Below are 14717 nucleotides of genomic sequence, written 5' to 3' on the forward strand. Positions count from 1 at the left end.
TGGTTTGAAAAATGTCCGACAGGGAAATCGTTGAAGCTGCACTTTTTGCAGCAGGTAGTGCAGTTGAGATACAAAAACTGCAGAAAATACTTAACAAAGATAAAAAACAGGTCACAAAAATTGTAGAAACCCTCATCCGGGACTATGAAAAAAGAGAATCCGGGCTGGAGGTCGTGGACCTGGGTGAAAGATATGTCATGCAGGTCAGGTCAAAGTATTCCGATATTATCCGTCCCTTTGCACCCCGGGAACTTAATTCTCCCATGCTACGCACCCTTTCCATGATAGCCTATCATCAGCCTGTAGTACAATCGGATATTGTAGATATGCGCGGCAACAAGGCATATGATCATATCCGGGAATTGCAAGATCGGGGATTTATCGAAAGTACCCCCCACGGCAGGACAAAACTGCTCTCCACCACCCCTCTTTTTGCAGATTATTTCGGTCTTGAGAAAAATAAACCCGAACTTATCCGCAACAAGATGATAGAACTTTCAAAACAGCAAAGTGGCAAAGAAGGACTTGACCGCTGGCTTGGACGCAGGTTTGTCGGATTTACTCCCATGTATGAATCGCTGGCACAGATGTGTGGAATCAAAGATTACCGCATGGTAGATGCTTATAATCCCACCGAGCAAGAACTTCAGACCCTTGATACGGTTTACAAAATGGTTATTTCCCGGGGATATAAGGAAGAGGTGGAAAAACATTATTCAGGAGAGATTATCGAAGTCGGATCCACTACGTTTGATGATCTTGCAGAGGCCGTCAATATACTGAAAAGCGAGGGAGACCCGGCCAGGGTAAAAGAAACCCTGGAGCTGCTCGAGGAACTAAAGAATGAATACCGATCAAGAGCCATGACCATAAGTGCCAGGGTCACCCCGCAAACCGAGATGGTGGCACGCATTGTTAAAGATCTGCATATCGGTGTTTCAAAAGATGGAATACTGATTGCCCCGGATTATGAAACAAACACTTCTGGTGAGGAAATCGGAAGAAAAGCGGATATCCTTGTTCCAAGCCACCGTAACCTGGAAGGTGGCCTTATAGAGAGAGTCAAAAGCAAGTATGATGCTGTTATCAAGGGTCTGCGGAAGGCAGAAGAAGGTAAAGCTATTTAAATAGGTATTTAAATTAAGAAACAATAAGAATATATAAACTATCTGGAATTATTTGCTTCAATTTCCAAGGACCTGAGAATATGACAGATTATAACATTAAAATAGAAAATGTGGTAGCTTCCACCAAACTTGCCGAGGAATTCGACCTTACAAAGATCGAAGCTGAATTTGAAGGAGCAGAATATAACAAGCAGAAATTCCCCGGTCTCGTATATCGCGTATCAAACCCAAAGGCGGCATTTCTTGTTTTCACTTCCGGGAAAGTGGTCTGTACAGGTGCCAAAAACGTAGATGATGTACACACTGTAATTGCGGATATGGCCAAAAAACTCAACGGTATTGGCATAGATACCCTCGAAAAACCGGATATAACCGTACAGAACATTGTTGCATCCGCTGATCTCAAAGCTGTGCTCAATCTTAATGCAATTGCAATCGGACTCGGCCTTGAGAATATTGAATATGAACCTGAACAATTCCCCGGACTCGTTTACAGGATCGATGAGCCAAAAGTTGTCGTACTAATCTTCAGTTCCGGCAAACTGGTGGTTACCGGTGGCAAATCCCCGGAAAACTGCGAAGAAGGAGTAGAAGTAGTAAGACAACAGCTGGACAATATGGGCCTCCTTTAAAGGGAAAAGTGTGACTGAAGATTACAGGGAAGATGTTTGCATCCTCATACCCACATTGAATGAGGGTGCCACCATCGGCCAGCTTATTGAAGATTTTAATACCGAAGGTTTCGGGAATATTTTTGTTATTGATGGCAATAGCTCTGATGATACACAGGAAATTGCCAATAAAATGGGTGCAAGAGTTGTTGCCCAGACCGGTAAAGGAAAAGGTCAGGCTGTCCAGGATGCCCTTGCGATGATAGATGACCCTTATGTCATTATGATCGACGGGGATGGAACCTATCTTGCAAAAGATGTTCATTCAATGCTTGAACCACTGGAAGCAGGAAGGGCGGACCATGTTATTGGCAACCGGTTTGCAGATTTTGATCCGGGTGCTTTTACAAAACTGAATCTTATCGGTAACAAGATACTTAACAAATTTTTTAGTGTTATATACAGGAAAAATCTTGTAGACATCCTGTCTGGCTACAGGGGATTCACAAACCAAGCAATCCGGGAACTGGAACTTCATGAGACGGGTTTTGAGATCGAATCCGAGATTGCTGTTGACAGTATGAAAAAAGAACACCGCGTAGAAGTTGTTCCAATCACCTACAGGCCGCGTCCTGATGAAGGAGATACGAAACTCAACCCACTGAAGGATGGTTTTGGGATTGGCAGTACGATTTATAAAATGGCCAAATTTCACAATCCGATGTTCTATTTCGGGATAATGGGCGCCATACTTACTCTTAGTGGCATATTACTGGGAATCTATGTCGTAAGCGAATGGATGATAGGTATTACCCATATACCAATGACTACCCTGACAGCATTGCTCATTATTTCGGGAATCCAGATGTTCATATTCGGAATGCTGAGTGATCTCGTAGTATCCCTCCACAGGGAAACAATGCGTACCCTTCGCCGTCAGCAAAGATGAATTTGCCTGAGGGTACCCATAAACAAATTCACTTTACTTTTGGGAAATATTAGTTTGATATTTGCATGTGAGTTCCTTTTTTTACTACTTAATTCAAAACAATATCGATATGCTGCTAACTAATTGTATATCTGCAATCAAACCCGACCCAGCAGCAAACTCAAACCCACTTTACATCAATACAACTTGATTTTTTAATAAGATTTAAATAAAATATGTACCCATTTCCCATCATTAAAACGAGGTAAAAACATGTCAATCGTAACAGATGCCAAGAACGGAACTATTACCGAAGAAATGAAGAAGGTTGCAGAAATCGAAGGTGTTGAGCCTGAATTTGTGCGCCGCGGAATTGCAGCCGGAAGAATCGTTATACCTGTTACCCCCTACAGGGATATCAGAGTGTGTGGTATTGGAGAAGGGCTTACTACAAAAGTGAACGCTTCCATCGGAGCATCTTCGGATATCGTCGATGAAGAACTGGAAGTTGAAAAAGCAAAGGCAGCACAGGCAGCCGGCGCAGACACCCTTATGGAACTGGGTACCGGCGGGGATTTCCTCGGAATCAGGAAAAAGGTCTGTGACGCAATCGATCTGTCCGTAGGTTCAGTACCACTCTACCAGGCCTTTATCTCAGCAGCCAAGAGGGACGGTTCCATCGTCCACATGACAGAAGACGACCTGTGGAACGCAACCGAGGAACAGGCAAAACTCGGTACAAACTTCATGGCAATCCACACCGGTATCAACAACATCGTACTGGACAGGCTTAAAGCCCATGGCCGCTATGGCGGACTTTGCTCCCGTGGCGGTGCCTTCATGAGTTCCTGGATGCTCCACAATGAAGCCGAAAATCCCCTTTACAAGGACTTCGATTATCTCTGTGAAATCCTCAAAGAACACGAAGTTACCCTTTCTACCGGTAACGGAATGCGTGCCGGCGCAGTTCATGATGCAACCGACCGTGCACAGATCCAGGAACTGATCATCAACTCCGAATGTGCCCAGAGGGCCCACGACGAATATGACCTCCAGGTCATTGTAGAAGGCCCCGGTCACGTACCACTGGACGAGATCGATATGAATGTGAAACTCATGAAATCCATGAGTGACCACAAGCCATTCTACATGCTCGGACCACTTGTCACAGATGTTGCCCCGGGACGTGACCACATCGTCACCGCAATCGGTGCATCCCAGTCCGCAGCAGCCGGCTGTGACTTCCTGTGCTATGTAACTCCTGCAGAACATCTTGCCCTGCCAAATAAGGAAGATGTTATCGAAGGTGTAAAGACATCCAAGATCGCAGCCCACGTTGGTGACATGGTCAAACTAAACAAACGTGATCAGGATCTGGCAATGGCAAGGGCACGCCGTGACCTTGACTGGGAAAAGATGTACAGTCTGGCACTTGATCCGGAACTTGCACGTGATGTCAGGAACAGCCGTGCACCGGAAGACACAGATGCATGCACCATGTGCGGAAACTTCTGTGCCTTAAAGATCGTAAACCAGAACTACGATCTTGCAAAGTAATACCTCCGGGTATTACTTTTATCTACTCTCCTTTCCATATTCTTTTTTTATCCCGGGCATTCTCTTATAATTAGTTCTCAAACCTTGCAGTGTCTATATTAATAGTATCTTTAAATATAAAAGAGGACACATTACGGTTACGGTATAACATTGCAGGGATTTTTATCATGTGGAGAGGGAGATACTTGCAGGCCGATGAAAGCGGTGTATCGGATGTTGTGGGGACAGGGGGTGAGATTGTCCGGATTCACAAACCTGACGGATTCCGATATCACATACAATAATAACAGCGAAATAACTATAAACTCATTATTCAAATTTCAAAACGACATTAAAACGGAGTTTCAAAATGAAAAAAGCCATTATCGAGACAGACAAGGGAGACATCGTGCTTGAATTATTCGAGAATGATGCACCCCGAACGGTTGCCAATTTTGAAAAACTTATCAAGCAGGGATTCTATAATGGCCTGAACTTTCACAGGGTTATTCCTGATTTTGTGATACAGGGAGGATGCCCCAAGGGCGATGGAACAGGTGGGCCGGGTTACACGATCAAATGCGAAATAAATCCCCGCAAGCATACAAAGGGCGCCCTGTCAATGGCCCATGCAGGCAAGGATACCGGGGGAAGTCAGTTCTTCATAACCCATTCCCCCCAATCCCACCTGGACGGTATGCACACGGTTTTTGGAAAAGTCATTGATGGAATGGACGTTGTATATAAAATCAAACCCGGCGATGTAATGAACCGCCTGCGTGTAGTGGAAGAGTGAAAACAATAGGTGGTAATAGTGGGGAATGGATTTTATATTCAGGATAGGCAAATCTGCCGGATTTTTCTTTTGCAAAATGAAAATATTGATCCTGCTGGCAATATTGATTCTGGTTCTCCTGTACATAATCAGGATTGCCTGGCTTCCTGAATTGGGCGGTATCTGAATAGATACTCCCTTCTTTATATGCCAGTATTACTAATATACCTGATATACAAAATATATCCAGGAGGTCGTACCTTAGCAGATCCGCAACCAATAAGAATAAGTGTCCTGTACAGCGGGGAATTCGGGAAAAAGGTGCTGGGCAATCTCATAAATTCCGATCAGTTCTGCACATCCTGCGGGGAAGCCTGCGATCACTGTCGACAGGGACGCAAATCCTATTCCGGGTTCCTTACAGAAATCCATGAACTGCCCGCAGATCTGCCTGAATTTGTGGAAGAGCCGGAAGAATACCTGCCTGCTGACCTGAAACCCTGTGATCTGTTCCTTGCAATGGATCTGCATCCGGATTTATTTGCCGGCCTGCCGACAGTTGCGAAAAAAGCACATGCAAAAGGCGTGATAGCACCTGTTGAAAATCCCAAACACGCCCCGGCAGGCCTTGTCCGCCAGGTTGCAGAAAAACTTCAGAAAGAGGGAATCGAATATGCTTTCCCCAAGCCTTTCTGCAGCCTTGAGAAAACAGGCCAACATGTAATTGACAGATTCGTGGAAATGGGGTTTGGGAAACCCAAAATCGAAATAATACTTGATAATGAGGAAATCACAACCGCACGGGTAATCAGGGATGCTCCCTGCGGATGCACATGGTTTGTTGCCCGTAAACTTGTCTATACCGAAGCTGCAGATTTCAAGGAAACGGTTTCCTCTGCCCATCATGCATATCCCTGTACTGCAAGTATGGATAATGATCCTGAAATCGGGGATACCATACTGCACAAAGCAGGCTATATTGTCCGGGAAAGTGTGGGCTCTGCACTGGATAATGCACAAAAGGAGAATACAAATGCCAGATAACAAGAAAATAGCAGTAGTTCGCTGTGCTATCGTTGCAGAAACCTGCCCCGGGATAGGATGTTTCAAGGCATTCAATGAAAAAACAGTCGCTTTCAGTGATTACGATGAAAATACGGATATGACCGCATTTTTCACATGCGGCGGATGCCCGGGGAGAAGGGTGTTCAGGCTTGCCCGGTCCCTGAAAAAACACGGAGTGGAAACAGTACATCTCAGTTCCTGTATGCAAATGGAAAATTATCCGGAATGTCCTCATGTGGACTCAATAAGGCAGACACTGGAAAATACAGGAATTGAAGTTGTGGAAGGTACACATCATTAACGGAAGGCTTGAAAATGATAAATCGGATGATAGTCAAAATAGACGAGGAAAAATGCAATGGTTGTGGCAAATGTGTCAGCCCCTGTGCCGAGGGTGCCATCCGGATAATAGATGGTAAAGCTAAAGTCGTATCTGAAGAACTGTGCGATGGCATGGGATTCTGTATCGGGGTCTGTCCACAGGATGCAATATCCATTGAAGAAAGGCAGACCATGGATTTCAATCCGCAGGCAGTTAAAGAAATGCAGGAGAATGAAGAAAAATATACCGAAGCCGGGTCAATACACTGCTTTAAGTGTGACAGGGATGAAAATGAGAGATACCTGATGCCCCTGAGACATGGAAAAGAAAGCATCTGGGTCTGTACCCGCTGTCTGCCTGCACTCATTCATGGTTAAGGGTGGAAACATGATCACGATCGAACTATCAAATCCGCCGGACAACCTCTGCGATTACACTTACAACTTTTGCTGGAATAGTGATTTCAATCCGGATTCTGTCATCCCCCACCAGCAAGGCACAGAGTACACATACAGGGAAATAGTCGATCATCTCAAAAAGACAGGTACTGTACAGATTATCGGTGATGTCGGAAAACGGCTTGCTCAGGGAATGGGCACCAGCATATCCCACCTTGGAGGCAGCGGGAAGACAGAAAATGCCGGCAACATCATAATAGACGGTGATGTTGGCGCTGAAGCAGGGATGGGAATGGTATCCGGCAACCTATACATAATGGGCGACATCGGAAAACCCATGGGAAATATAGTGGAAGTTGAATCCGATAGGGAAGGATATCGCAAATTCGTGTCAATCACGGAATTGGTCTGCGAGGAATTGCAGGAAAAACTGCTGCTAAACAAACTGGAAGGAAATAATCTCCTGCTCAATGATGGAATCCTGCGCAATACCCTGGCAGCCCGTTGCAATTGTGAGGCCAGCATTACAGTAGAAGGAGATGCAGGCAACGGAAACGGATTGCTGATGGAAAGAGGAATGTTGCTGATCAAAGGGGATAGCGGCATGAATACTGCAGCCCATCTCAATGGCGGAACAGTTTACGTAGAGGGTAAATGTGAAGCCTTTGCCGGTGCATATATGAAAAACGGAATACTGCTGGCAGATGATGCAGGCAGCCATGTCGGGGCGGACATGAAAGGCGGGACCATATATTCAAAGAAAAAGGCCAATATTGACCCACCTGCAAAAAAAGGGAAAATCGGCCACGAAGATATACGCACAATAAGGAAACTCACAGATGCCGGCAGATTTGAGGTTTTGCGTTACAATAAATACGAAGCCGGAGAAGAAGGCAAATATATAACGATCAAGATGCGTGACGGCTCCCTGGTCAGAAGGCCTGTGGATTAAGACTTTTCAGCAATCGACCTAAATAAGAAAGATGAATGATCCGGCCGGAAGCTCGTTTGCCAAACGGAGAAATGGCGCTGTTGCAAAAAGGGAGTGATATCATACCATTCAACTGCTGGCCGGACCAATCAAAGTAATCAGGTACTGCACACCCTCCGACCTTTATCGGTAAGCTGGTATGTAGTACCATAGGAAATCCCACGATTACAGCATCCACAGGATTTACAGGTGCCACAGGAAAGAAGCTCGGGGTTTTCATTAATGTCTCCGATTTTCCTGACATGCCCCATTTTTTCCATTAATTCAAGCATGCCTTTCAGTTGCCGGGTGTTCATATTCATTCCCGCAGACAGGGCATTGAAGGAGATGCTGCCCCTTCTATCCATTTCTGCCATTTTTTTCAATACATACTTGTATCCCAGAACCATCTTAAAATCCTCCCTGATTTACCGGTTTAAACCTGTTTTTCCAGACAGCATATACAACCCCGGATAAAATGCCCAGATACAATGCTGGTTTGAAACTGTCAACAAATGTCCATTTTTCGTAACCTTCCATGGCAAGTATATAGGCATTGATAAGATCTGCTACCATACTCAGGAAATACAGGGTGCCGAACACCAGGCAGAGCAATATTCCCACATAGGCATAGGCGGATCCTTCAAAGGAGTCCTTTGAAAACTCAAAGGTTGCGACGAAAAATACCGCACCGATTACCACAAGCACAAGACCCCCGGCCAGCTCAGCAGGTAACAGACTGGAGGATACAAGGGAAGCGGGCAGAAGACCCACTCCCTTGGCGACCTGAACCAGGCCTGCGGCCATATACAGTATTCCCCACAGCAGGGAAATATACTTCAAACCATTATGATTTTTTTCCATTAAACTCACCTCATTAAAGAACTATATTTCCAACACCTATTGTCACCAGTGCCAGTATCCAGGCCACTGCTGTTGAATATGCCGCCTGGAAAAACATCCATTTCCATGAACCCGTTTCTTTCTTGATAACTGCAACAGCTCCTATGCAGGGCACATAGAGCAGAGTGAACACCATTAGCCCCAGGGCTATTGCAGGAGTGAAACCCGGGTCTGCCACCAAGGCAGAGGACAGAGCCTCACCTTCCCCTGTACCATACAGGGTCCCCAGGGAACCCACTACAATTTCCTTGGCCACAAATCCGAAGACCAGTGCAACGGCTATTTTCCAGTCAAATCCAAGAGGGGCTACAAGGGGTTCGATCAATTTACCCAGTGAGCCTATCAGACTATCAGCACTACCATAGTCTGCCCCCTGCGGGAAGTAGGCCAACAGCCAGATGAGCACGACCCCACCGACAATTATTGTCCCGACCTTCCTGAGGTAGAGGTAGCCCTGATTCCACATGTGTTGCAGGGAATCCTTCAGTGAAGGCCTGGTATAAGGAGGGAGTTCCATGATGAAAGGAGACGGCTGGCCTTTAGCGATGAATGTCCGGAAGAGTTTGGCCGAAACAATAGCCACAAGTATCCCCAATACATACAGACCGAAAATTACCGAACCTGCCTGCCTGCTGAAAAATGTTCCCGCAAGCAGAATATACACCGGCAACCTGGCTCCACAGGACATGAAGGGCGTAACCAGCATCGTGATGAGCCTGTCCTTTTCATCCTCCAAAGTACGGGTTGCCATTATAGCAGGAACGGAGCACCCAAAGCCTGTGAGCATGGGAATGAATGACTTGCCCTGCAATCCCATTGTATACATCAGTCTGTCCATTATGAAGGCAGCTCTTGCCATATAGCCGCTGCTTTCAAGCAGGGCGATGACGAAGAACAGGATGAAAATATTGGGCACAAAGAGCAGGACAGATCCCACACCGGCAACAATACCATCACCCAGAAGGGAAGCAAGCCAAACAGTTTCAATGTTTGAGGTAACCGCTGCCGCCAGCCACCCGAAGAACATGTCGATCAGTTCCATAAAAGGAGTGGCAAAAGCAAAGGTCAGTTCGAACATACCCCACATCAGGGTGAGGAAGATAGGAATACCCAGATACTTGTTGGTGATGACTTTGTCCACCATATCCGAGGGAGATACATCTTCAGCACAGGTTGTGCAGACCTGGGGCAGCAGGGTACCTATAAACTCATACCTTTTATCTGCCATTTCAACTTCGTATTCTTCATGGTCAAGATCCGAAAGGAAATTCTGCACTTTTCCTTCAATGCTGCTTGAAGATAATTTGGAAAGGGCATTCTCATCCCCTTCAAGCAATTTCACAGCCATCCAGCGAGAGGGATAATTTTTTGATAATTCCCGATCACTGCCCAGAATTTCCTCCAGTGCACAGATATTTTCTTCCACTCTGCCACCATAGCCGATTTCATGAGGAAGGGGAGGGTTACTTTCTGTTTTGTTCACAATAGAATCCAGAAGCGCATTGATACCTCTTCCTTCGTTTGCCGCGGTTTTAATTGCAGAAACACCTAACAGGCTTTCAAGTCTGCGGATATCAATATCGTCCCCCCGTGTTTCGGCACGATCTGACATGTTCAAGGCAAGAACCAAATTGGTACCCATTTCAAGCAGCTGGGATGTCAGGTACAGGTTTCTTTCAAGATTTGTGGAGTCCAGGACCTGTACAACAACATCGGGTTTCTCTTCAAGGATGTAATCCCTGGCAACCACTTCATCGGCCGAATAGGCCGTTAAACTGTAAGTACCCGGCAGATCTACAATTTCCAGGATATGGTCTTTGTGTTTCTTTGTGCCCTCCTTCTTTTCTACAGTCACACCGGGCCAGTTACCTACCTTCTGACGTGCTCCGGTAAGAGCATTGAAGATTGTGGTTTTACCCACATTGGGATTGCCTGCCACTGCAACTTTTATCTTTTCAGCCAAACTGTGGCACCTCCCCGTAAACTGGCTCAACTATTATTTTATTGGCCATTCCCCTGCCCAGGGCATAACGTGTACCGTTTACCAATACCAGAAAAGACCCCCTGTTACACCCCAGGGGCTGAATAATGGATTCAGGGGTCAAACCCATCTCCATGAGTCTTCTTTTTAGCCCTTTTCCGGCACACACATCGCAAATCCGGCATGTCTGCCCGGTTGGATACATTGCAAGAGGGATCCTTGATGTCATTTTACTCCTCCAGTAACCTCTACGACAATCATCTGTGCCTCCTGTTTGCGCAGGGAAAGGTTGTAGCCTTTCAACTTGAAATCCACCGGGTCACCCATCGGGGCCTTCTTGGTCACACTAAGGCCAACACCCGGCACCATTCCCATTTCAAGCAGGCGCCGCCTGGAAGGACCTTTGCCTTTTACCTGGATTACACGGGCATTTTGACCCGCATCCAATAAATCCAATGTTTTATTGCTCATTTCACAACATCCTAATGTTGGGGTATCCTAACTTATAGTCCTGCATATTTTCTATATGATTTAAAAGTTTCGTATTGCCTAAAATAGAGAGTCCAGAATTGTTATAAAATAAAAGCAACCAGTAGAAGTAGGTGAAAAACATGGATTGTCTATTTTGCAAAATAATAGCCGGAGAAGTTCCCTCCCACAAAGTGTATGAAGATGAGCATGCCTATGCGTTCCTCGACATCTATCCCACATCCAGAGGACATACAGTCGTCCTGCCAAAGGAACACATAACCAGTTTCCTGGAAATGAGTGAGGAAAAGACAGCCGAATTATTCGCTTCTGTCAACAGGATCGCTAAAAAAGTCATTGCAGTTACTGAGGCGCCGGGGGTTAATATCGGGATCAACAATGGCCTGGTTGCCGGGCAAACTGTACCCCATGTCCATGTGCATATAATTCCTCGTTATGAAAATGACGGCGGAGGATCAATGCATACCATTGTGGATTCCAATCCTGACAGGGAGGAACTCGAACAACTCGCTTCAGTCATTCACTCAAAATTCTGAATTGACTTTAGGAATTTCCAGACTGAATATTGAGCCACCTGCAGGATTATCATGCACGTTCACCGAACCCTTATGCAACAGGATGATGTGCCACACAATTGCAAGGCCTATGCCACTGCCACTGGTGCTGCCTTTATGAGCCCTGCTGAAGCGTTTGAAGATATGAACTTTATCTTCATCAGCAATACCCGGGCCGCTATCTGCTATATTTATCCTCCAGTATGCATCCACATCTTCTGTATATATCCTGACAGAACTGCCCTCCGGAGAATATTTGGCAGCGTTAGATAATATATTGACAAATGCCTGTTTCAGAATATTGTTCGCATGGACCGGATAGGCTCCCTCAAGTTCATTGATGATCTGTATATTTCTTTCGTGATACAGGAATGCCGATTCATTCAGGGCCTCCTTCAGGATTAATGATAAATCCATCTCCTGAAATGTGATTGCTGTAACGGATTCCAAACGTGCAAGTTCTGATATATCTTTGATCATCTTTATTTGGGCATCGTTCCCTTTGCGGATCTTGTCTAAATATCTGGTTGTATCGGGATCAGGGTTGGTCATTGATAAGAGATCAGAATAACCCTTTACAACATTTGCCAGATTCAAAAGATCATGACGCATGACATCCAGCAGGGTTTCCTTGAAGGATATTTCATATCTCAATTGTTCGTTTGTTTGTTCCCATTCCCTCAAATGATAATAAAAACCAGAGGCAATAATGAGAAGTCCGGATGCGGTGAGAAATGCTTCAAAATAAACGCTGAGAAAATCCGGTTCATGGGTAAACTCATCCAAAAAATCAACAAACAGACCATAAACAAACAGAAACCAGCCTGCAACCAACCTTGCGTCATCCAATTTATAGATAATCAAAAGAGAAAGTAAAGCACAAAACAGGTACAATCCTTCAACAGCTACATCTCCGGTATCAAATGAGGATTTCAGAGGGAAAATAGACAACCATAGTAGCAGAGTCAAAAGAAAAAGGAAGATACATATTTTATAGAATTTGTTTTCCGTATGCATGCCAACTCAAATCCAATCAAATATAGTACACAAGTATAAGTAATATTGTGCATGAACTTCATAGAATGATTATTAAGAGACGAAAACGCAATAAATGTTACCGACAATGGATACCATGATGATAGTTCCAGTTTCTCTGCACAGGGAAGAAAAAGGAAACGTACTACCCCTGATGGCAATATTGTTTCTCCTTATCGGATTTGTACTCGGGATCAGTTTAACAACAATACTTTACGGAGAGGAAACACCGGCTACGGATATTCCTGAGAGCAATGTTTCAAACATAATAATCAACGGCAGTTCCGGTGAAATATATGAGAATCTCTATAATCTGGTCTTTGACTCGGTTGTCTCCGTAAGGGCAGAAGGAGAAATTAACGGAGACCAATTCATAAGTGGCGGATCGGGATTTCTTTATGATGCAGAAGGGTATATCGTAACGAACCAGCATGTCGTGGAAAGTGCTGATTCCGTAGAAGTATATTTCAGCAACGGAGTGGTAATGGATGCTGAAATCACGGGCACTGATGTATATTCTGATATTGCGGTATTAAAAGTCGATGAAGTCCCCTGTGATGAAACCTGCCAGCCCTATCCTCTGCCAATGGCCAACTCATCCAGGATAAATCCTGCTCAGATGGTGATGGCAATAGGTACGCCTTTCGGACTTGAGGGAAGTGTAACACATGGAATTGTCAGTGCCACGGGCAGGACAATGTCTACAACAAACGGATTTTCCATCCCAAATGTTATACAGACCGATGCACCGTTAAACCCGGGCAATTCAGGAGGGCCGCTTATTGATCTCTCAGGGAAAGTGATCGGAGTCAACCGTGCCCGTAGCGGAGATAATCTGGGTTTTGCTATACCTTCCAATAAAGCCCGGATGGTTGCCGATGCCATAATAGAAAAAGGAGAATATGATCATTCCTGGATTGGTATACAGATGCTACCTGTAAGTCCCCGGGCAGCAGATTTCATGGACCTTAATGAGGAGGCGGCCAGAGGAGTAATGGTCGTGGTTGTAGTGGAAGGCGGACCTGCCGAGGAGGCCGGGCTGAAAAGTGCAGAAGAAGTAAAGATCAATGACGAAATAATCTTCATCAACGGGGATATAATTGTAGGAGTAGACGGGGTTGAAGTCTACAACAGTGACCAGATCATAGCGCATATAAGTGAGAAACAGCCGGGTGACGAAATAGAACTTGAGTATTACAGGGATGGGGAAAAAATGACAACACAACTGGAACTTGGCTCACGCCCGGAATGAATTGTCCAAATATACTTGATGAGACGGGAGAATAAGAGAGTTTATGGACACGCATTTTCATACACGGGAAATACGTATCCACAAAAAGGAAACATGTGGCCACTCAGCCATTGATCTTTTTCATAAGCCAGGCCATATTCTGGCCAAGGTTTTGCATTGTCTGCATTCCTTCTGTATCAGACTCTACATCCCCCGGGGCAAGCCCCATTCCTATATTCCAGTAGCTTGAACCCGGTACGACCATCTGGGAGAGCAAGAAAAAGTGGTTGATGGAATCAAATGCGTGAAGGGCACCTGCTCTCCTGACAGCCACAACCGCTGCTGCGACCTTATGTTTGAAAAGTTCATCGTTTGCTTTGCCTACAAAACCCGCCCTGTCAATCAGGGCTTTTGTTTCCGTAGTCAGATCGGCAAAGTATGTAGGGCTTGCAATAATTATCCCGTCGGCCTCAATCATCTTTTCTATACATTCATTGATCAGGTCACTGGATATGACACATCGGCGGTCCTTGTTCTCAAAACACTTCATGCAGGCAGTACATCCCATGACAGGGATGCCTCCCAGCTGAATCATTTCGGTCTCAATTCCCTGCCTTTCGAGTTCTGAAAATACATTTTTGACGAGCTTTGCGGTGTTCCCGTCTTCCCTGGGACTTCCATTGAATGCTACAACCTTCATTTTAATACCTTCTTGTCTTTAGACAACATATATCCAATAATTGCATTATCCACTCCCCTATATAACAATTATACTACTTTCCGCTCAAATCA

At 45.2% G+C, this 14717-nt stretch carries 19 protein-coding genes; 12 read left to right on the forward strand and 7 right to left on the reverse strand.

Annotated features, from left to right (window positions below; translation table 11 throughout):
- Positions 1 to 11: 11 nt before the first annotated feature.
- The 10 genes from scpB to CI957_RS02030 all read left to right on the forward strand — a co-directional run bounded on the left by scpB (position 12) and on the right by CI957_RS02030 (position 7714).
- Positions 12 to 1127 (forward strand): SMC-Scp complex subunit ScpB, encoded by a 1116-nt coding sequence (gene scpB / locus CI957_RS01990; protein WP_128754120.1) that lies wholly within the window; start codon positions 12 to 14, stop codon positions 1125 to 1127.
- Between the two features lie 80 nt (positions 1128 to 1207).
- Positions 1208 to 1759 (forward strand): TATA-box-binding protein, encoded by a 552-nt coding sequence (locus CI957_RS01995; protein ID WP_013038250.1) that lies wholly within the window; start codon positions 1208 to 1210, stop codon positions 1757 to 1759.
- Between the two features lie 10 nt (positions 1760 to 1769).
- Positions 1770 to 2687 carry an S-layer glycoprotein N-glycosyltransferase AglJ gene (aglJ, locus tag CI957_RS02000; protein WP_096712032.1) on the forward strand — a complete coding sequence of 306 codons (918 nt, stop codon included), beginning with the start codon at positions 1770 to 1772 and terminating at the stop codon, positions 2685 to 2687.
- Positions 2688 to 2939: 252 nt separating this feature from the next.
- Positions 2940 to 4223, forward strand: a complete 1284-nt coding sequence (gene thiC, locus CI957_RS02005; protein WP_128754121.1) for a phosphomethylpyrimidine synthase ThiC — start codon at positions 2940 to 2942, stop codon at positions 4221 to 4223.
- Between the two features lie 349 nt (positions 4224 to 4572).
- Positions 4573 to 4998 carry a peptidylprolyl isomerase gene (locus CI957_RS02010; protein WP_096712030.1) on the forward strand — a complete coding sequence of 142 codons (426 nt, stop codon included), beginning with the start codon at positions 4573 to 4575 and terminating at the stop codon, positions 4996 to 4998.
- 25 nt (positions 4999 to 5023) lie between these two features.
- Complete coding sequence (locus CI957_RS10565) at positions 5024 to 5164, forward strand: hypothetical protein (RefSeq protein ID WP_164909002.1); 141 nt, start codon at positions 5024 to 5026, stop codon at positions 5162 to 5164.
- 92 nt (positions 5165 to 5256) lie between these two features.
- Positions 5257 to 6021 (forward strand): DUF166 domain-containing protein, encoded by a 765-nt coding sequence (locus tag CI957_RS02015; RefSeq protein WP_128754183.1) that lies wholly within the window; start codon positions 5257 to 5259, stop codon positions 6019 to 6021.
- Positions 6011 to 6343 (forward strand): CGGC domain-containing protein, encoded by a 333-nt coding sequence (locus tag CI957_RS02020; RefSeq protein ID WP_096712029.1) that lies wholly within the window; start codon positions 6011 to 6013, stop codon positions 6341 to 6343. Before CI957_RS02015 ends, CI957_RS02020 begins: the two co-directional genes overlap by 11 nt.
- A 14-nt stretch (positions 6344 to 6357) precedes the next feature.
- Positions 6358 to 6741 carry an ATP-binding protein gene (locus tag CI957_RS02025; RefSeq protein WP_096712028.1) on the forward strand — a complete coding sequence of 128 codons (384 nt, stop codon included), beginning with the start codon at positions 6358 to 6360 and terminating at the stop codon, positions 6739 to 6741.
- 10 nt (positions 6742 to 6751) lie between these two features.
- The gene (locus tag CI957_RS02030) at positions 6752 to 7714 is read left to right on the forward strand and encodes a formylmethanofuran dehydrogenase (RefSeq protein ID WP_096712144.1); all 963 of its coding nucleotides are present in this window, start codon (positions 6752 to 6754) and stop codon (positions 7712 to 7714) included.
- A gap of 137 nt (positions 7715 to 7851) precedes the next feature.
- On the opposite strand, the gene CI957_RS02035 is transcribed toward CI957_RS02030, so the two are convergent.
- The 5 genes from CI957_RS02035 to CI957_RS02055 are packed head-to-tail and all read right to left on the reverse strand — an operon-like array spanning position 7852 to position 11087.
- Positions 7852 to 8142, reverse strand: coding sequence for a FeoC-like transcriptional regulator (locus tag CI957_RS02035; RefSeq protein WP_128754122.1), 291 nt, complete (start codon positions 8140 to 8142; stop codon positions 7852 to 7854).
- A 1-nt stretch (position 8143) separates the two neighbouring features.
- A complete protein-coding gene (locus CI957_RS02040; RefSeq protein WP_096712026.1) occupies positions 8144 to 8596 on the reverse strand; it encodes a hypothetical protein in 453 nt (150 codons plus the stop codon).
- Between the two features lie 13 nt (positions 8597 to 8609).
- Positions 8610 to 10598 carry a ferrous iron transport protein B gene (gene feoB, locus CI957_RS02045; RefSeq protein WP_096712025.1) on the reverse strand — a complete coding sequence of 663 codons (1989 nt, stop codon included), beginning with the start codon at positions 10596 to 10598 and terminating at the stop codon, positions 8610 to 8612.
- Positions 10591 to 10845, reverse strand: coding sequence for a FeoA family protein (locus tag CI957_RS02050; protein WP_096712024.1), 255 nt, complete (start codon positions 10843 to 10845; stop codon positions 10591 to 10593). The genes feoB and CI957_RS02050 overlap by 8 nt, the downstream gene beginning before the upstream one ends.
- Positions 10842 to 11087, reverse strand: coding sequence for a ferrous iron transport protein A (locus tag CI957_RS02055; protein ID WP_105460284.1), 246 nt, complete (start codon positions 11085 to 11087; stop codon positions 10842 to 10844). The genes CI957_RS02050 and CI957_RS02055 overlap by 4 nt, the downstream gene beginning before the upstream one ends.
- A 140-nt stretch (positions 11088 to 11227) precedes the next feature.
- Here CI957_RS02055 and CI957_RS02060 point away from each other — a divergent pair, with 140 nt between their 5' ends.
- A complete protein-coding gene (locus CI957_RS02060; RefSeq protein WP_096712022.1) occupies positions 11228 to 11641 on the forward strand; it encodes an HIT family protein in 414 nt (137 codons plus the stop codon).
- Here CI957_RS02060 and CI957_RS02065 read toward each other — a convergent pair.
- Complete coding sequence (locus CI957_RS02065) at positions 11630 to 12628, reverse strand: sensor histidine kinase KdpD (protein WP_164909003.1); 999 nt, start codon at positions 12626 to 12628, stop codon at positions 11630 to 11632. The two genes, CI957_RS02060 and CI957_RS02065, sit on opposite strands and share 12 nt — an antisense overlap.
- Positions 12629 to 12770: 142 nt before the next feature.
- Between CI957_RS02065 and CI957_RS02070 the strand changes: the two genes are divergently transcribed.
- A complete protein-coding gene (locus tag CI957_RS02070; protein ID WP_241645817.1) occupies positions 12771 to 13946 on the forward strand; it encodes a S1C family serine protease in 1176 nt (391 codons plus the stop codon).
- Positions 13947 to 14049: 103 nt separating this feature from the next.
- On the opposite strand, the gene CI957_RS02075 is transcribed toward CI957_RS02070, so the two are convergent.
- Entirely contained in the window at positions 14050 to 14625 is a 576-nt protein-coding gene (locus CI957_RS02075) for a flavodoxin family protein (RefSeq protein WP_096712020.1), read from the reverse strand.
- Positions 14626 to 14717 lie beyond the last annotated feature (92 nt).

The sequence above is a fragment of the Methanohalophilus sp. WG1-DM genome (assembly GCF_004104135.1).
In the GTDB taxonomy this organism is placed as follows: domain Archaea; phylum Halobacteriota; class Methanosarcinia; order Methanosarcinales; family Methanosarcinaceae; genus Methanohalophilus; species Methanohalophilus euhalobius.